General features: G+C 44.9%; 21 protein-coding genes. 12 read left to right on the top strand and 9 right to left on the bottom strand.

Annotated elements, in window-relative coordinates; all coding sequences use genetic code 11:
• Positions 1 to 6 precede the first annotated feature (6 nt).
• Positions 7 to 762: a type I methionyl aminopeptidase gene (gene map, locus ACLSSO_RS03065; protein ID WP_340590254.1), complete on the bottom strand. Its 756-nt coding sequence runs from the start codon at positions 760 to 762 to the stop codon at positions 7 to 9.
• 25 nt (positions 763 to 787) lie between these two features.
• On the opposite strand from map, the gene ACLSSO_RS03070 reads away from it, so the two are divergent.
• Both ACLSSO_RS03070 and ACLSSO_RS03075 read left to right on the top strand, forming a co-directional pair.
• Positions 788 to 1,636, top strand: coding sequence for an NAD(P)H-hydrate dehydratase (locus ACLSSO_RS03070; protein ID WP_413944022.1), 849 nt, complete (start codon positions 788 to 790; stop codon positions 1,634 to 1,636).
• Between the two features lie 89 nt (positions 1,637 to 1,725).
• Positions 1,726 to 2,676 carry a hypothetical protein gene (locus ACLSSO_RS03075; protein WP_413944023.1) on the top strand — a complete coding sequence of 317 codons (951 nt, stop codon included), beginning with the start codon at positions 1,726 to 1,728 and terminating at the stop codon, positions 2,674 to 2,676.
• An 83-nt stretch (positions 2,677 to 2,759) separates the two neighbouring features.
• On the opposite strand, the gene ACLSSO_RS03080 is transcribed toward ACLSSO_RS03075, so the two are convergent.
• On the bottom strand, positions 2,760 to 4,409 hold the full coding sequence (locus tag ACLSSO_RS03080) for an SGNH/GDSL hydrolase family protein (protein WP_413944024.1): 1,650 nt from the start codon (positions 4,407 to 4,409) through the stop codon (positions 2,760 to 2,762).
• Between the two features lie 238 nt (positions 4,410 to 4,647).
• A complete protein-coding gene (locus tag ACLSSO_RS03085) occupies positions 4,648 to 6,354 on the bottom strand; it encodes a hypothetical protein (RefSeq protein ID WP_413944025.1) in 1,707 nt (568 codons plus the stop codon).
• A 234-nt stretch (positions 6,355 to 6,588) separates the two neighbouring features.
• Between ACLSSO_RS03085 and ACLSSO_RS03090 the strand changes: the two genes are divergently transcribed.
• From ACLSSO_RS03090 to ACLSSO_RS03115, 6 genes are all read left to right on the top strand, one after another.
• Complete coding sequence (locus tag ACLSSO_RS03090) at positions 6,589 to 7,035, top strand: hypothetical protein (protein ID WP_413944026.1); 447 nt, start codon at positions 6,589 to 6,591, stop codon at positions 7,033 to 7,035.
• 118 nt (positions 7,036 to 7,153) lie between these two features.
• Positions 7,154 to 7,519: a helix-turn-helix domain-containing protein gene (locus ACLSSO_RS03095; RefSeq protein ID WP_295905692.1), complete on the top strand. Its 366-nt coding sequence runs from the start codon at positions 7,154 to 7,156 to the stop codon at positions 7,517 to 7,519.
• Positions 7,464 to 8,045, top strand: a complete 582-nt coding sequence (locus ACLSSO_RS03100) for a hypothetical protein (RefSeq protein ID WP_295905694.1) — start codon at positions 7,464 to 7,466, stop codon at positions 8,043 to 8,045. Before ACLSSO_RS03095 ends, ACLSSO_RS03100 begins: the two co-directional genes overlap by 56 nt.
• Entirely contained in the window at positions 8,042 to 8,317 is a 276-nt protein-coding gene (locus ACLSSO_RS03105) for a hypothetical protein (protein WP_413944027.1), read from the top strand. The genes ACLSSO_RS03100 and ACLSSO_RS03105 overlap by 4 nt, the downstream gene beginning before the upstream one ends.
• 649 nt (positions 8,318 to 8,966) lie before the next feature.
• The gene (locus tag ACLSSO_RS03110; RefSeq protein WP_340590262.1) at positions 8,967 to 9,974 is read left to right on the top strand and encodes a hypothetical protein; all 1,008 of its coding nucleotides are present in this window, start codon (positions 8,967 to 8,969) and stop codon (positions 9,972 to 9,974) included.
• Between the two features lie 65 nt (positions 9,975 to 10,039).
• Complete coding sequence (locus ACLSSO_RS03115; protein WP_295901548.1) at positions 10,040 to 11,023, top strand: hypothetical protein; 984 nt, start codon at positions 10,040 to 10,042, stop codon at positions 11,021 to 11,023.
• Here ACLSSO_RS03115 and ACLSSO_RS03120 read toward each other — a convergent pair.
• Complete coding sequence (locus ACLSSO_RS03120) at positions 11,013 to 11,600, bottom strand: NUDIX hydrolase (protein WP_413944028.1); 588 nt, start codon at positions 11,598 to 11,600, stop codon at positions 11,013 to 11,015. The two genes, ACLSSO_RS03115 and ACLSSO_RS03120, sit on opposite strands and share 11 nt — an antisense overlap.
• A 147-nt stretch (positions 11,601 to 11,747) precedes the next feature.
• Here ACLSSO_RS03120 and ACLSSO_RS03125 point away from each other — a divergent pair, with 147 nt between their 5' ends.
• Complete coding sequence (locus tag ACLSSO_RS03125) at positions 11,748 to 12,008, top strand: PepSY domain-containing protein (protein WP_295901542.1); 261 nt, start codon at positions 11,748 to 11,750, stop codon at positions 12,006 to 12,008.
• A gap of 23 nt (positions 12,009 to 12,031) precedes the next feature.
• On the top strand, positions 12,032 to 12,559 hold the full coding sequence (locus ACLSSO_RS03130; protein WP_413944029.1) for a cytochrome b/b6 domain-containing protein: 528 nt from the start codon (positions 12,032 to 12,034) through the stop codon (positions 12,557 to 12,559).
• Here ACLSSO_RS03130 and ACLSSO_RS03135 read toward each other — a convergent pair.
• From ACLSSO_RS03135 to ACLSSO_RS03145, 3 genes are all read right to left on the bottom strand, one after another.
• A complete protein-coding gene (locus ACLSSO_RS03135) occupies positions 12,556 to 12,975 on the bottom strand; it encodes a hypothetical protein (protein WP_295901537.1) in 420 nt (139 codons plus the stop codon). The two genes, ACLSSO_RS03130 and ACLSSO_RS03135, sit on opposite strands and share 4 nt — an antisense overlap.
• 101 nt (positions 12,976 to 13,076) lie before the next feature.
• Complete coding sequence (gene trhA, locus ACLSSO_RS03140; protein ID WP_413944797.1) at positions 13,077 to 13,694, bottom strand: PAQR family membrane homeostasis protein TrhA; 618 nt, start codon at positions 13,692 to 13,694, stop codon at positions 13,077 to 13,079.
• 149 nt (positions 13,695 to 13,843) lie between these two features.
• Positions 13,844 to 15,067, bottom strand: a complete 1,224-nt coding sequence (locus ACLSSO_RS03145; protein ID WP_413944030.1) for a TCR/Tet family MFS transporter — start codon at positions 15,065 to 15,067, stop codon at positions 13,844 to 13,846.
• 98 nt (positions 15,068 to 15,165) lie between these two features.
• Here ACLSSO_RS03145 and ACLSSO_RS03150 point away from each other — a divergent pair, with 98 nt between their 5' ends.
• Positions 15,166 to 15,414, top strand: coding sequence for a hypothetical protein (locus tag ACLSSO_RS03150; RefSeq protein ID WP_413944031.1), 249 nt, complete (start codon positions 15,166 to 15,168; stop codon positions 15,412 to 15,414).
• 55 nt (positions 15,415 to 15,469) lie between these two features.
• Here ACLSSO_RS03150 and ACLSSO_RS03155 read toward each other — a convergent pair whose 3' ends face one another.
• Positions 15,470 to 15,799 carry an RNA recognition motif domain-containing protein gene (locus tag ACLSSO_RS03155; protein WP_295901529.1) on the bottom strand — a complete coding sequence of 110 codons (330 nt, stop codon included), beginning with the start codon at positions 15,797 to 15,799 and terminating at the stop codon, positions 15,470 to 15,472.
• A 286-nt stretch (positions 15,800 to 16,085) separates the two neighbouring features.
• Here ACLSSO_RS03155 and ACLSSO_RS03160 point away from each other — a divergent pair, with 286 nt between their 5' ends.
• Positions 16,086 to 16,991, top strand: coding sequence for a carboxymuconolactone decarboxylase family protein (locus tag ACLSSO_RS03160; RefSeq protein WP_413944032.1), 906 nt, complete (start codon positions 16,086 to 16,088; stop codon positions 16,989 to 16,991).
• Positions 16,992 to 17,000: 9 nt separating this feature from the next.
• Here ACLSSO_RS03160 and ACLSSO_RS03165 read toward each other — a convergent pair whose 3' ends face one another.
• Entirely contained in the window at positions 17,001 to 17,537 is a 537-nt protein-coding gene (locus tag ACLSSO_RS03165) for a TetR/AcrR family transcriptional regulator (protein ID WP_295901523.1), read from the bottom strand.
• Position 17,538 lies beyond the last annotated feature (1 nt).

A 17,538-nucleotide genomic window follows, 5' to 3' on the forward strand; every position in this document is an offset into this window, starting at 1 on the left:
GTGCAGTTAAACAGGATCAGGAATTGTCATAATCAGCGCACGGTCTTTTAAAACAACCATCGTATGCTCAAACTGAGCAGTTCTATGATTTTTTCCGGCAACTAATGTCCAATTGTCAGGCTCCTCATCGACAAAGCGGGCGCCTGTCGAAACAAAAGGCTCAATTGTGATGACTTGTCCTTCTTTGAGTTTGCGGTTGTCATTTTTATCGTAATAACCGGCAATAAATTTTGGTTCTTCGTGAAGTCCGCGACCCACACCGTGACTTCCTAAGTTCTCAATCACAGTGTAACCATTTGCATGAGCCACTTTTTCGATGTTGTAACCAATGACGTTGATAAGTTCCTTGGCTTTCACTGCCGCAATCGCCGCATCCAATGCTTGTCGAGTGACGTCGAGCAAGCGTTGATAGTCTTTGTTCACCGGAGGAACAATAAAAGACCCTCCGTTATCAGCATAATAACCGCCAAGTTCTGCCGACACATCGATATTGATCAAGTCACCTTTTTGAATGACTTTGTCTGACGGCACACCGTGCGCGACTTCGTGATTAAGACTGATGCAATTATAACCTGGAAAATTGTATGTGAGTTTCGGTCCGGAACGTGCGCCGTGCATTTCTAAAAACTTACCGCCCAGTTCATCCAGTTCGCGCGTGGTCATGCCGGGCTCCATTTTTCGAGCCATGTACTGCAAACAGTTCGCGACAACTTTGCCAATCTTTTTTAGACCTTCTAAGTCTGCTTCCGTCTTTACGATCATAGACGCTGGTTATACACTTAAAAGCATGCAAAAATCCACTGCTCCCACATTTATCTTTAAGAAACAGAGCGCTCGGAAACTTTTACCAGCCGTTTCGTCTTCGGATAACAAAGCATCACGCGGAAGAAGTCTGCTTTTAGCGGGGAGTGCGGAGTATCCGGGCGCAGGTATTCTTGCCGCCAAAGCTGCGCAACGCATGGGGAGTGGTTACGTGACCTTGGCGCAGAAAAATATTCCGGCGGCGTTATTAGAAAATCCTGATTTTTTATTGTGTGATCTCAACAAAAAATCTTGGAATGACGTGCAAAGCGATGCTGTTTTGATTGGTCCCGGTTTTGGCGTGAATGAATTTACGGCCTCTGTGATTGAAGAACTGAAAGAGAAAAAAATCGAGCGCGTGGTTTTAGATGCTGATGCTCTGACAGTGTGTGCAAAGAAAAATCTTTTTCCCCTTTTACCGACGTGGATTGTGACACCTCATTCAGGAGAATTAGCTCGTTGCTTAAAAATCTCTTCAGAAGAAATTCAAAAAGACCGTGTGGCGGCTATTGAAAAAGCGCAGGCTCTTTTTCAGTGCGTGGTTTTGTTGAAAGGTCATGGCACTTTGATCGCTAATCAAAAAAGAATTTATAAAATCGCCTCGGGAAATTCAGCTCTGGCAAAAGCAGGAACCGGGGATGTTTTGGCGGGGGTCATCACGGCTTTAAGGGCTCAAGGCTTATCCCCAACGCGGGCCGCTCTTTTGGGAGCCTATGTGCACGGCGCGACGGCCAATCTGTGGAAAGCAAATAAACGCGATCTCCTGTCGATGACGGCCTCGGATGTCCTGGATTATCTCCCTAAGGTGCTCTTTATTCTTCGACGCGGGGCTTGAAAAAACTACTAAGTAGGCCTACTGACCCAACCTTGACTTTCTTTTTTGTAAGGGGACAGGTACAAACTCCCGAAACCAGGGAGATATTCATGAAGCTTTTGATCGCGGCTCTTGTATGTGTGACTTCTTCAGCCTACGCACAGACATCTTCAACCACTCTTTCCACAACAACATCAACAACGTCGGATGTAGCAACTCAACAATCGACAACGACGGTGGGTGATGTTCTTAAAAATAAAAAGTTCGAAGAGGATAAAGAAATCACAGATTCAAAATTGAAAGCGGATTCCGGTTCTCTTTCTCGTTACTCTTTGAAATTCTCTCTTTCTTACTTCGGTCCTCCGGTAGGCGATCTTTCTAACGAAATGCAACCAAACCCAGATGGTTCTGTTGGAACTTATGAGACGGCTTTGGGTGGTTCGATCGGTTTCCGTTACCGTTTCGATGCAAAAAGTGCGTTGTCTTTGGGAACAGGCGTGAATGCCGTAACACCGATTCAAGGTGTGAAACGTTATGACGTAAAAAATCCGTTTCTTTCTTACGATCGCAATGCTCGCCTTGGTAACGTGCAAATGCGCAACAGCTTCGGTGTGACAGCAGTTACAAATCCAGCTTATCGCGATATCGGTGAGTACGCGGGTCTGAACTACGACAACTCTTTGGTTTACAACATCGGCGCTTCTGGTTTTGCAGTCGGTTTGGATTCTTCATTGAGCTACTACTTGTTTGAGCGCGGTATTAAGCCAAAAAGCAGAAAAGAAGCGGCAGCAGGTCGTTATAGCTTGGGTTTCTACCCACAAGTGAAATACAACTTCACCGACAAGTTCAATGCTTACACGTCACTAGCTATCAACTTCAACAATCCACGTGGCACTGAAGATCACACCGTTTTGTGGAACAGAACTTTAAGCCAACGCCTGGGCTTTGGATACGCTTTCAGCCGCGATATTTACTTCGCACCTTACTTCAATTTCTATCCGAAGAGCTTCACCGCAGATTCAACAACTGTGAATCTTTCTACGACGTTCTCGATCTTGTAGAGCGTGTACTACAGTGGTCCCAAATTTTAGGCAGCAGTGTTTAAGATTTGGGACGTTTCAACTCGGCTATTTCTTCTAAAGATCTACAATAACAATTGAATCAAAGCCGCCAACCAAACGTTGGCCATCTTGGCGTATCCTTGAGTATTAGGATGGGCTTGATCGGCGCAGAAATCCTGCGAGTTCACCGCGTTCGACAAGGCACTGTTCATATCCACAACATAAACAGCCCGTCCCAGCGCTTGCTTTTGTGCGACGACAAGACCAATTGAATTATTATAGTCGGCCACGTAGGCGTTGTACTGCTGATAGACGGGCATCGGGACAATCTTCGCCACCACAATTTTAGCTTGAGGTGCATCGGCGTGAAGTTGATCTAACAGTGAACTTAAGCGTCCAGGAGTGTTTTGTAAATCGTAGTTCTGGAAAAAATCATTCGTTCCGATATGCAGAAGGATCACGTCGGGTTGAGTGGTGCGCACCCATCCGTATTGCTGAACGCCGGCCAAGATGTCACTGATCTTCCATCCTGAATGTCCTTCATGGGACTTTTGAAGAAGATCTGACGGCCCTGCTGATCCGCTACCCACAAAATTGAATTTGAAACCACGATTGGTGAGGTGGTGATAAAGAAAATATCTGTACCCACCATTTGCACCCAACCTTGTAGCTTCGCTGGTATCTTCGTAACCAAGAGTGATGGAGTCACCTAGTGCCATAATTTTGTGAATGCGCCCTAACTGAGTCGTGCCGGTCACTACTGCGGATGAAGGATTAAGAATCACTCCGAAGATTGTGTCTGCGGAGTGATCCAATCCGGCCTTGGCTTGACCAGAGTTCACACTTTGATTCACGGTCGCTGCCAAGTGAATTCTGTGTATACCCGCAGGCAAATTGAGCGAAGCTGCGGGATAAAGAGCGATGTGGGTTTCGCCGCCCGAGACGGGCCATGCTCCGAATGAAGCACTTTGATAAGTTCCATTGAAACCGATGACGGAAGACGCAGTTTCATACTGACTGCCACAACGGTTTGTCGTGGTAGGCAGAGAGGCTTCCATTTGACCGTACACGAGGGCATTCTTCGTTTCTGTCGTCGTGATATTAGCGGCGACGACATCTTGAGCGGTTGTTGTCAGAGCAAAAGGCGTTTCAACGCCGAACTTGGATCGCACATCACGAAAGTAACTTGCCGTGATAAGACTCGACCCTGGACAGTCAGGATCTTCCACCCATACTTCAAGTTGAGCTCCGGGTTGAATAATCAATGAGCCATGAGTGCAATTCAAGCTTGTATATTGATGAACCTGCATGCGCACGGTTTTGGAGTTCGCATTAAGCAGTCCATAAGAAAGAATTTGCTGTGACTGCAATGACTGCCCAGGACAAATCGTTTGTCCTGCGCCTCCTCCGATTCGCTGTGAAAACGATGTATCTCCCGTTGAGCCAAAACCCGCCCACGAATGCACACCCAATAAAGGATCACCCGCAGAAGCAAAGTTGAAGATATTAAATGTAGCTCTGGCAAAGGCACGTCCGTTGGTGGGAACCTGCACATCGAAAAGGACTACGTCATTGCTGCCGTTAGAGCATTGAAGCGGAATAGCGTTGGTCTGTGTATAGATAAATTTTTTAAGTGGGTTGCAAGTTTTATTATTTGTTGGAGGAACCTGGGAAAGATCATCGGAGTTTCCAGAATCTCCTGAGGCATCATCCTTGGGAGATAGGGTCTTCACTTCCAAGGGCTGTAGACCACCGCAGTTCTGGAATGATAGAATTACAAGGAAAATGAAAATAAACGCGACTGAGCGTCTGAAATACCTCAACATCCCCTCCGCCAGAATACGGTGTCTTAACACTTTTCGGAGATATTTAAGGCGAGCTAAAGAGGTGTGGTGGTGCGCTTCGTGCGCACCCGTTAAATTTCATTTGGATGCGCAGATTCTTGCTTATGATCTCTATGTGAACAGACGTCTACTCGCAAGAGTTCACAGCCTTTGGATTTTCCACTTGAACCGCCGTTTTGCAGCTCTCCGGCAAGCTTTCCTTGCGCATCAAAGCGACTTGGATCGCACGATAAAGAGTGGCGGAGTGCACGTCTGTAGGATCCTGGTTTTTAAGGCTTGGCAGGGCGTCGGTCGAAGCAAGAAGACAACCAAAGTTCCCTTGTTTTTTGCCTAGTGTATTTTGCAAACCTACGCTGACTTTCGAAGCGATGACGTCCGCGAAGTCTTCTTCAATATATTTTGTCGTACCTTGCTTATCAGCCAGACATGCTTTTTGTGATCCATAAGCATTGCTGTATTTAGAAATCAAATGTCCGAATTCATGAGCAAGAATGGAAGCTCCATAAGTGGGCGCTTTAACGGAGATCCAACTCACTTTAATACCTTTATCAAGAGTGTTGGTTGCATCGGAAATACCAAGATCTACGATTTCGTCACAGGTCTTATCATCCGCAGTGTAGATCAATGAAAAGATCGTTCCCAAAACCATCAGAGATGGACTGTCCAACTTTTTAAAGTTCTCTTGTTCTTGACGAGCATCTTCTGCACTGTCCTTAACCGCTTTCGACCAACGAGCAGCGATCGCTTTCGCATCTTGAGGCATGTACAGCGGAGCTTTTTGCACGACTTGGTAAGCTGGATCTTGCTGACTTAGAACTTGCAATACCTGAGCGCGCACTTTTTCTGACGTTTCTTTAAAGGCACCGATCTCGCTAGTTTGCGGATAAAGATTGATAGCTCTATAGAAATTTTTTTCGCAGACGCCAGAAAGATCTTTGGATTTTTCAACGCGAGCTAAAAGAGTGTCGCGAATTTTTGATTGAAAGAAGATCGTTTTGATACTTTCCTGACTTAATGGAAGAGAATCCGCTAAGGCCGTGTCTCTAATAACCAAAAGATCAAGCATACGAAGAGCCAAAGCGTTATTGATCATGCGTGAGAGATCATCGTTATCGACTCCTTCGCCATTTTGAATTCGAGTCAATGACGCCTTCTCAAGATCAATAATACGGGCCTTCATGACATCATTGATCTTGTTTTCCAGATCCAAAACTTTTTGAACTTCAAGAGCCGCCGCCTGAAGCGTGGAAACACCAGGATAAAGTGTATCGAAATACCCTTGAGGACCTTTCACACGACTTAACGAATAAGCCTTCATAAAGTCGTAAGAAGAAATTTTGTTGCGGAAATTTTCATGGATCTGAGTGTTGAGGTGATTGGAAGTGACTACCAAAAGCATGGCCTTAACCATGCGTTGTTGAGCTTCTGAAAGATTTGCGTTTTTAAACTCACCTTCGTGCTGAGATAAAAGATCCGCAAAAAGTTGAGTAGAAGCTTTCTTTTTTTCGATCATTTGCAAAGTAGGCCCAGAAATATAATCAGCGTAGTATTTCTTTTGTTCTTCCGTGGCTGTTGTCGCCAGTTGAATCATTGTGGGATACGAAAGCTCGCTATTTGCAACACAAAGATCGGCATAGCAAAGCTGGTTTGGCGAATAAGAGGCACGGCGGGCTTGTTCCTCAGGTGACAAAGGCTTCCCTGGCGACGGAGCCGTCTGCTGCACCTTCTTAGGAGCCTGCACAGAGCTTTTATCGGAGCTGTCCGTCTTACAGGCAACAAGGCTCAAAACCGAAGCACAAATTCCAAGTGTCATAACCGCGCGAGACCATCTCATTTTGAGACCTCCGATAAAAGTTCAACAGGCGCTCATCTTTTAGTCGATGAGCTGCAATGGAGCGATCGCTGAGGATCAGTTCCTCTGTTGATTTGATAAAAAGCAAAGCGCACACCAAGGGAATTAACGAAATCGTTTATTTTGCGGCTGAGCGGCTTGGTTTGCGAGGAGGGCCTCATTCGAAATAAATCCTTCTGCACGGGTTCCCATAACAACAATCCTTAGGAGGGATTTATGAAAACAGTAGCTCTGGTTTTGGCTTTATTGGGTGTCGCAGGGGTGGCTTCGGCGGCTTGTAAAGAAGGGCGCAGAAGTATCATCACCGTTCGTGATAGCAATGATCATTCACGCACCGAAGTTCGTACCTGCGTAAATGGTTCGTACATGACTCCTGAAGAAAGAGCGAAGTACATCCACAATCCGCGCACGACCTGTGTGGAAGGATCAAAAGGTTGGGTGACGTTGTATGACGATAACGATCATTCTTATACTGAAATGCGTATTTGTAGAAACGGCTCTTACATGACGGATGAAGAAAGAGCCGCCTATGTTCGTGTTCCAAAGAATCGTTGTAAAGAAGGGTCTCGCCGTATAGAGGCTGTTCATGACACTGTAAATGATCACACAGTGAACGTTTCTAAAGTTTGCCGCAACGGCAAATGGGTGGATGCGGGAAATTAATTCTCGAAATCTCCACCATGCGAGAAGGTTCTTGTGGCGGACCTTCTCGCTTCTTTATTTCCTCTTCATTACGTCCTTTAAATTTGTATTCGTAAAGTTCTCTCATTAGAAAAACCGCATGTCACAGACAACGACGGATCTAAGACTTGAGCGCAGTGAAATCTTAATGTCACGAGTTCGTGAAGTCTGTTTGCTTATGGGAATTCGTCAAAAAGATCTTGCCCAGAGTCTGCAGCTGAAGCCAAGTCAGATGAATTTATATTTTAACGGTAAAGTAGAAATGAGAGTCGAACGTCTGCTCCCGCTGCTTGAAATTCTCGGCGTCGATGTTGAGCGCCAGCTTGAAGAAAAAATCAAAGAACTGGGAGGAGAACTTCGATCTTTTCAGGAAACCGAAAACAAAGTGCTCGCGAAAATAGGACGCTTGGATGACTACAAAAGACAGTCTTTACTCAGAATCATCCATATTCTGGGATCAAAATAAAACGGCGACCACTGACAGAGATCTCAGTGCCGAAGACTTTCTGGAGAAAGTAAAGGCCGACATTCGCCAAAATTATCAATTTGCTCTTTTTAGCATTCTGCCAGGATTGGCTTCTGATCCGAATACTTTAAAAAAGCTTTCAAAAAAGTTGGGAATTGATCCGGTGACCGCTAATGATTTTTCGTATCGTCTTTTGCGTGCGGGATTATGGACCGTAACCGAAGATCGCATTGAAACAAATTTTGAATTTTTAAACCTGGGTGATATTTCCGTGAAAGACTATCTGGCGATGACAGTGAGTATTATCTCTCATCTTTCAGATTCAAAGTCTTATGAATATGACACCTTGTCCGTGGTGACCAACAGAGGACTGATTCGCAATTTTATTGTGAAGGTCAATCAGTCTTTAAAAGAGCTTCATGAAAAATCTCACGAGGCGGGCGTCGTCAAAGACTGTCTTTTTTCATGGAGCCACACAGGTGTCATCGAACTTGAACACAATTCTCAAAAGGACAATGAACAATGAAGCTGTTGATTTTATTTCTTATACTTATTTCCCTAAACACTTACGCACAAAGTGTGGGAGGCGGAGGCTCTGGTGGCGGCGGTCTTCGTGGAGATCGCAATGCCGAATATATTTACAATCCCCACATCCGCTGCAAGGAAGGTCGTCGTGAAATATGGACGATGGAAGATCCGAGTGGCGATAGATCTAGAGCTGTCACGGTTGTTTGTAAGAACGGGAAGTGGATTCCATTTAAGCCGAAGCCGATAAAAATTCGCTGGCCCTGGTGGTGAGCGTTTTCAAAAAAGAAAAAACCAGAATCCCTTGTGATTCTGGTTTTTATTAATCACCAATATTTAAATTGATATCTGGGTTATGGTGGCCCCGTCTCCCTGTGTAGATCCAATTCACGAATCTCCGTTGATAAAACAAGTTCGTGACGTACTACTTTTGAATTCGCCATTCAAGGCTCCTTTCATTCAAGGTAGTAAGCTTATCGGCTGGACCTTGGGATAGTTGAGGGTGTTTTTGCAAATATTTCGAAAAAAGTGGCGTCGTCCAAGATTGGAACGAGCGCAGTCAAATTACATTCACAGCTTTTTGTTCCCTCTTAGAGGAGCCATAAATTGTTCTTCTACCTGTGACATCTTTCTATCTTACCGAAATAACTTTGCTCTTCTTTAAATGCTTAAAAAATGACATTTGGTGTTGAGACAAAATAGGTCTCTGCTTTTGAGACATTCAGGAACAATTGTTGTCACAGTTCCCCGCGAGGCCAAGCCTGGCGCGGGAAAAAAGCGAAGTGATCTTGGGAGTTTGAATTTTTTCCCCGCTCGCGCCGAGACCTTTTGGCATCTTCCTTGGAATAACCCCAATCGCTGCCGCATTCACAATAAAGGGGAAAGAGTGCGGTAACAATTAACCAATACAAGGGGGAAAATCATGAAAGTACAATTAACCACAGCCGTTCTAGCAGCATTGTTTTGCGCACAAACAGTGAGAGCAGAGGGCGCACCTTGGCTTAAAGTGGATGGCCAAGCAAATTTCGACGTTACTGGTAGCTCTTCAGAAGATTATGAAAGAACTCTTCGCGTGCAAGACGCGGAAATCAAGTTCGAACTCTTGGTTCGTGAAGGTATCAAGCTTGTTGTAAAAACAGAGCTTGAGCAAAAATTAAACAAAGCCACGATGGATGATAAATTTGATATCGGCAAATTCTTAGAAGAAGCCTATATCCAAATCGAGACAGACAAGATTTCAGGTCTGCCTCGCGCGATCATCACGGCCGGTAAACACCAAATGGCATTTGGTCAAAACTACCATGAATTGCCAATGTTCAAAGATTCTCTTTTATACAATCTTTCTAAGCAAGACGAAGTGATCGGCTTCACGGTCGAGCTTCCAATGAACTTCTTTAAGATCGTAGACTCTGTGGCGATCTCTATGTTTGAAGCCGGTGCCGGAGATCTTAAGATCTCTGACGAAAAAGGAGCTTCCATCCGTCTTAGCAAAGAATTGACAAGCCAGCTATCTGCACAAATTTCTGGAATGATGAAAGAAAACCAAGGCACTGACGTGAAAGAAAAACGCGGCAGCATTGGTTTCGTTTTCAAATCTCAAGATGGCTCTTGGAAAGTGTGGGCTGAGGGACTCGTGATCGTTGATAATCCAGTTTACACAGACACGACTGTAGGTGGACAAATCGGTGGATCTTACAAAGTAGGTCCGGGTGCTATCGTGGTTGAATATCAATATCTTGATAAACAAGCTCACGAAGTGGCTGTCGCTTACAACCTTCCTGTCGGAAGATGGTTGGTGTTAAGCCCAGAGATCCGTCACCGCATGGATCGCACTGGCTCTGGCACTGACGACACTGTTGTGGGAATCCGTGCACGTCTTCAAGCTCATCAGGAAGTTCGTCACAATTTGCTCACTGGTAAGAAGAATTAATTTTGTTTGATCTCGGGGCGCTTTTCGGAGGGGGAAGCGCCCTTCTTATTTTGAGGGGAAATTTTATGAAAAAGGTTTTTTTGATTCTTGCAATGATCCTGGTTTCTCAAGCAGCGTCCGCCCGCACATCCACTTTGCAGCGTATTCTTTTCGAACTTGGATTTATCGAAGATCCTTACATTCAGATTTGCCCTGAGGATACAAAGATCGATTACAAAGCGACAGAAGCGGAATTGTGGGCCAGCGCTCGTAAAGCGGAAGCAGGTTATAACAAGTGCAAACCCGCTGAATACTACAGAAGTCTTTATGTGAACTATCCCAACAGTTATCGCGAAGCTTTTCGTCGCTACATTGAAACATTCTTGAACGCTCAAGATTTCATTATGGCGATGAATGAAGCCAATATGTACATCACAAATTGGAAAGGCCTGAACGACTCTGAATACATTCATTTGCTTTTGTTGCGCGCCGTGGATGGAGAAATCAAGCAGTCTTGGCGTGATAAAAATCGTCAAATGGAATTTGTGGCGTTCAGTTTAGGGGCGGCTCTGGCGCAAACCGAAGACTCTCCGTTTCTCATGAATCTTCAGTACCGTGCTTTTTTAGATAAATATCCGCAGTCACCCTGGAAAAATGAAGTTTTGGGAATGCTCAATGATTCGCGCCAGATGTACGGGAAAAATGTTTTAAATGAAGCGCGCATGTTTATCTTAAAGCGCGATTACCCAACAGCCTTTCAAAAGTACAACGTGATTTTAAAATGGGGTCCCGCTGTGGGCGTTTTTGAAGAAGCTCTTTATGAAATGATTCAATATCACTTCGAGCTTTCTTGGCTTCTGACAAATAAATCTCTTTTGAGCGATTTCAGTTTAAATCAGTTTTTAAAAAGAGATTTTGCAACAGTGAGTACCATGGAAGAACGCAAAGAGCTTTCAGAACAAACTCGTCAGCAAGCTCGTAATTACGTGGAACAAATGAAAGCCAATCTGCCGAACAGTCCTTGGACGGCCAAAGCGCTCAAACTTGAAAGTGCTTATCCTATTTTATGACTCCGCGAAATCTCTCTAAGAGATTCAGCACCATCAAATACGTGAGTCCCCAAAGTGGGGGCTCACGATCCAAATAAACGGCTGGCAGTTGCGCGATACCTGAATCGCGTTTCACTTCATATTGAGTTTGTCTTTGTGGATCTTTGATGTGTTTGATAGGAATCCAAAAAAAATCCGCGACCTCAGAGGCATCCAGTGTGATGCCGAAATCCCTGGTCACATGAAAAACAAAAGGACGAATGTAGAAATCCAGAAGTGTACCCGCTTTCCGCGCTTGAATGTCATCAAGGCGGCCTAACAATTCTGTGCGACTTAATTCAACGCCAACTTCCTCTTTGGTTTCGCGAATGGCGGCATCCAAATCAGTTTCGTCAAATTCTTCTCTTTTACCGCCAGGAAACGCAATCTGGCCGGACCAGCGGTCTTCAGGGTTGAAAGCGCGTTGTATAAAGGCAATTTCTAAGTTGTCTAAATCAGGACCCTTTAAAATTACGGAAACGCAGGCATGCCGCTCCAGGCGCGGCTGTAAATCCAAGGGCGACGGCGTTTCTAAGAGAGAGGAAAGCAGATTTTTCAAGCGATAGTCCCTTCTTTTCTCAGGATAACATGACTTTCAAGAGGAAACTAATTTTCATCTTGTTTTCAGTGACACATAAGAGGACGCTAGACCCTGGACAAGGGACAAAGATTTAGGGAAAAGAGGGAACCACTTAGGAGGTCTATAATGAAAGCTCTTTTTGCTATGTTCATTCTTTTGGCTGGATCTGTTTCTTTCGCAGGCCCGGACTGCACAAAAGAAGCGAAAGATAAATGGATGCCAGAAGCCAAAATGAAAGAAATGATTTTGTCACAAGGATACAAGATCAAAAAATTCAAGATCGATGGCAACTGCTACGAAATCTACGGTTGGGATAAAGAAGGCAAGAAAGTTGAAATCTATTACAATCCCGTAGACGGATCGGTTGTAAAAGAGAACAAAAAATAGTTCTCTCTAAGGGGACCAGACAAATGAAAGTCGAAACAAGAATCTACGTTTGGGATGTTTTTGTTCGCCTATTTCATTGGGTGTTGGTCCTTTGTATTTTCCTTAATTATTTTCTTACCGAAGAAGGTGAGAAACCGCATGCTGTCATCGGTTATATTGCAGCGGGCTTTGTGACAGTGCGATTTATCTGGGGATTTTTCGGCAGTTACTACGCACGTTTTAGCACATGGCTTGCGAGTCCCGGCACCGTCTTTCGCTATCTGCGCAACTTCAAATCACGGCGCGTGTATATGTCTCACAATCCTATCGCAGGATGGATGATGATCTTTCTTATGCTTTGTGTGATTGGCTTAGGCCTCACAGGTTTCATGATGGGAACTGATCGCTTCTTCGGCGAAGAATGGGTTGAAAGACTTCACGACATCATCGCAGACGTTATGATGGCTGCAGTCGTTATACATGTCTTAGGCGCTTTATACGAAAGCTACCACGAGAAGCAAAATCTCGTGGCAGGTATGATTCATGGGTATAAAAAAGATCGTACAAATTAACGGCAAGAACGACGAGACACTGTCTCTGAATTTTCGCTGCAGCTCACGATGCGGCAGTTGTCGTAACGGTATTGGCAACGGTCGATCGCTTCGCGTTCTGTGTAGTAGCGAGACTCTCCGCGAGCTTCCATTGTCATTTTGTATCCGCGGTAATCAACACCTTCTGCTTGGCATGTGAAGTATTTTGATTCGCAAGTTTCGATACAGTTTCCGTGTTTTGCTAAACACTCACGACAGTCTCTGTGCGCACCCCAGTGTTCTTCCCAACCAGTATCGCGTGCTGTGCACGTAACTTGAGGACGACCGCCACCGCGACCATCTCCTGGACGAGGATCAGGGCGAATCCAATCAAGAATTCCTGCGTATGTGTTGAAAGAAAAAAGTGTGATCAAAAGAATGGTGGTTAGTGATTTCATTGTTTCCCTCCTAATTGGTAACAAGAAGGAACAATACAAAGACGATGCCAATGCATGAGGAGTCAAAATGACTCCGACTCAAAAAAAATTATCACGCTGAGTTAGACAAGATAAAAGAGAATGCAGAAGTACTGACAGATACTTCCACCCATCACGAACAAATGCCAAATGCCATGAAAGTGTCGGACCTTTTCGTCATACAAAAAGAAACCAATGCCACCTGTGTACAACACTCCACCCAAGGCCAACCAAGCAACTCCTGCTGTTGGTAGAGCCGCCGTCAGAGGTTTCATCGCGACAACAACAAGCCATCCCATCAAGACATAAATAATCATCGAAGGAATGCGCGTGCGATGAGCCATTGTTAGTTCATAAATAATTCCGATCAAAGCCAGCGACCAATTAATTCCAAAGAGCCACCAACCCCACGGTCCTCGCAATGTGATTAACGTGAACGGTGTGTACGTTCCTGCGATCAAAAGATAAATCGCGATGTGATCTAATTTTTGCAGAACTTTTTTCGCGCGCCCTTGCAGGCTGTGATACAAAGTCGAGATCGTATAAAGCAGAACGAGCATCCCACCATAGACGCTGGTGCCGACGATTTTCCAAACATCACCCTGAATCGTAGCCATTGTCACGAGCACCGAAGTGCCAGCAACAGAAAGAGCTGCGCCGATCAAATGAGTAATGCTATTAAAACGTTCTCCGTGATAGATAACGACCCCCTCGCGCCTTGCAGCTGACTTTTTAATATTATCACAAAGCTGTGAAGGTACGAGAGGCTAGAAACAAGATTTTAAGAATTTAAAGTAGAGTGAAAGCTCATTGAGAAAAATGAGCTTTCAAATTATTGAGCGGTCTCGAATTAAGCCGTCTTTTGTTTTGCGATAATGATCCACGAGATGACGCAGATCAAGGCCCCGAAATAATAAGGAGCGCCCGGGATATAAACCCCCTGTGGATTCGCGGTAAAAACAGAGAACAACTTTGTCGCCACAAGAGGATTGATGATTGCTGCGAGCGAAGCCAAACTTACGAGCGTTCCTTGCAGTTCACCTTGCTCTTGCGACGGGGTCTTGTGAGTTATCATGGATTGCAACGCCGGTTGAGACACCCAGAAAATGGAAGAGACAATCAAAATCGCATACATCATCCAACCTTGCGTTGCGGCTCCGAAAAGAAAGAACGTCACTCCATATCCGAAAGCTCCGTAAACAACGGCCCGGCGTTCACCGATTTTTGGAATCACAATGCGTGTGAGCCAACCTTGTGCGATTGCAGAAAGAACTCCGACAAGCGCCAAAGAAATCCCAACCTCCGCCGTCGTCCAACCAAAGCGAGTCTCTGTGTAGAGAGTCCAAATGGAAGGATGTGTTTGCCCTGCCAATTGAAAAAAGAAATACACAACAAGAAGACCCAGAATGTGTTTGGCTTGAAAAATCTTTTTCAAGGAACTGAGTGGATTTGTTTTTTTCAAATCCACTTTGCGACGCATTTCTTTGGGTAAAGATTCAGGAAGAATGAAAAGACCAAAAAGGAAGTTGAGCAAATTCATTCCAGCAGCAACGAGGAATGGATACTGCGGTCCCATGTGTCCTAGCAAACCGCCGATCGCGGGACCGATGATGAATCCCAAGCCAAACGCGGCACCAATCATCCCGAAATTCGCTGAACGATTTTTATCATCACTCACGTCAGCGATGTAGGCCATGGCCACTGTGATGTTAGCTCCGGTAAGGCCTGAGATCACTCGGCCAATAAAAAGAATTTCAATTGTCGGAGCATAAGCCATCAGGATGTAATCAAATCCCGCGATAAAGAGCGACACCAATAAAATTGCGCGTCGACCGAAACGATCTGAAAGGGCTCCCAATAAAGGCGAGGCAATAAACTGCATCAGTGCATAGAGCGCAATAAAGTATCCGAAGTACTCCGATACGCTGGCTTCTGACGTTACAAAGCGTCTCATGATGTCAGGAAGGGAAGGAATAACTAGACCAATCCCGATCATGTCCAGAGTCACTGTAATAAAAATAAAGAGGATTCCAGCTTTTAAATTCTTCATGAAATCAAAATTAAGTGAGGACATAAAAAAAGTCAGCTTGAGATTGCTTTAAGCTGCAAATTATTAACCGACGGACCTTTCCCAGGACTCCTATAGATAGGAACTTAAACAGGAGGGCAAGGATGCGCTTCTTTATCGTTTTAATCAGTTTTGTTAGCAGTTCGATTTCAATGGCGGCCGTAAGTGACTTTAACGGACTTGTGAAGGAGGCGACTCAACAGGAAAAACGACTTCATCGCAAACTTTTACACGCGATTCAAGGAACTCAAGTGTCGATCGCTTACAACGATCGTGTTGAACAAATTCAAGCCAAGGATGTTTTAGAAAATAACAAGATGTCAGTGCGTTTAGTTCAAGCCGAAGAAAAATAAAAAAGGGGATCTTCAACAGATCCCCTTTTAGCATTCTTAATTTCTAAGAAAAATCTTAGTAACGAGGGCGTCCGCCGCCTGCGCCACCGCGAGAGTTTCCTCTGCCGCCGCCGAAGCCGCCACGGTTTTCACGTGGAGCCATTGGTTTCGCTTCAGAAACGTTCATGTTACGGCCCAATTGCTCAGTGCCGTTCAATTTTGTGATCGCTGTTTGAGCTTCGTCATCAGAAGACATTTCAACGAAACCGAAACCTTTGCTACGACCAGTTTCACGATCAGTTACGATGCGTGCAGATTCAACTGTGCCGAATTCAGCAAAGATATCACCAAGAGATTGATCGTCCATTTGGTAAGAAAGGTTTCCAACGTATAATTTTTTGCCCATGTATTCCTCCTTAGGATGGGGGTACTACTAAAGAGAAATGAGCCCTACGCTATTAACTCAAGAGAGACCGATATTGGAGCCCTGGTTGTAGCCTAAATAAAAGGCGATATAAAGAGGAAAAAACTCAATTGTGTAGAAACTCGTTGAGAACGCTTATAATGGCTTTCAAATCCGTTATAAACGATCTGGCCCCTGGTCGGGCCCCTGACTGTCTGCAGACCCCCTGTAAAAATCTTGAAAAGATGACCTAAGCCGCTCGAAATACCCTCTTAGAAAGAGGTGATTTATGAAGACACGGATTGTTTTTATAGCTCTGTTAATGGCCAGTTCTTTAAGTTTGGCCGCCGAAAAACAGCAGACCATGGACAATAGTAAAACCATGACTGAAATACGCGGTATGTTTGGAATGGTGCCGACGTTTCTAAGAGAATTCCCACCGGAAGCGCTGCCGGGAGCATGGGAAGATTTTAAGTCGATTCAATTAAGTCCCAACACGGCGCTTGAGCCTAAGATAAAGGAACTCATCGGGCTTGCCGTCGCCTCGCAAATTCCTTGCCGCTATTGCGTTTACTTCCACAGAAAAGCGGCGACATTTCATGGCGCAAAAACGGCCGAGTTGAATTTTGCAATTGCTGTTTCTGCAAGTGTGCGCCGATGGAGTAATTATCTGTACGGAACTCAACAAGATATGACCGGATTCAAGATGGACGTGGATCGATTTGTGAAATCCATGAAGAATCCGCCGCAGGGTAAAGAAAACGTCGTGGTGACTGATGCGGCATCGGCTTATAAGGACATGGAAAACTCAATAGGTTTTGTTCCTAACTTTATGAAAGCCTATCCCGAATCCGGTATTGCTGGTGCCTGGAATGAGTTTAAGGCTGTCGAGATGAATCCAAATACTGTCTTAAATGCAAAAACCAAAGATCTGATCGGTCTTGCAGTTTCAAGTCAGATCCCTTGTCAATACTGTGTCTACGCGGGAACTGAGTTCGCAAAAGCAGACGGAGCGACTGCTCAGGAAATTAAAGAGGCCGTCGCAATGGCGGGAATCGTTCGTCATTGGAGTACAGTTTTAAATGGTCTTCATCAAGACGAAAAAGCGTTTGAGAAAGAGGTCGATCAGATATTCAAACATCTGGAACGCGGAAAAAATTTAGCCCCGAAAAAGGTTTCTTACAAAGAAGAATGAGGTTTTTATCTATGCAGCTTTGTCTTCAAGACGGCGCAAGTAAGTTTGCAGATTTTTAAGGGCTTTATCCGTGCTGCCTCCCGAAAGGACGTAAAGATCCAAGCCCATAGCATAGATAAATACATCCTCCGCGAACTTCTTCAATCGGGAGGGGAGAAGTTCGCGGAGGGAGCCGATAACACGTTCGTTGTCCTTTTGATTCTGTGACTTGCGCGGACTCTGAAGATTTGAAATCAAACTCAGTCTGCGGTCGTCCCTGTGAGAATCTTGCAAAGAGCTTTCCCACGCAGAGCAAACAAGACCTTTCCAGTTTTTGTGGGGAGGGGCGCTGGAAAGGTTCTTGTGCAGACGGGTTTCTAAATTCTTTTTACATTCATTGATTAAATTTTCTTTTGTACCGAAGTGATGGACCAGCATGCGCGTGGAGGTATGAAGCTGTCGCGCGATTTCGTTTAAGGATAAATCCCAGCCGCCGTGTTTTCTTAACACCTTCAATGTGTTCTTTAAAATTTTATCCCGGCGTTCGAGATCTTTGGGTCTGGCCATT

Source organism: Bdellovibrio sp. HCB-162 (assembly GCF_047344985.1).
Classification (GTDB): Bacteria; Bdellovibrionota; Bdellovibrionia; order Bdellovibrionales; family Bdellovibrionaceae; genus Bdellovibrio.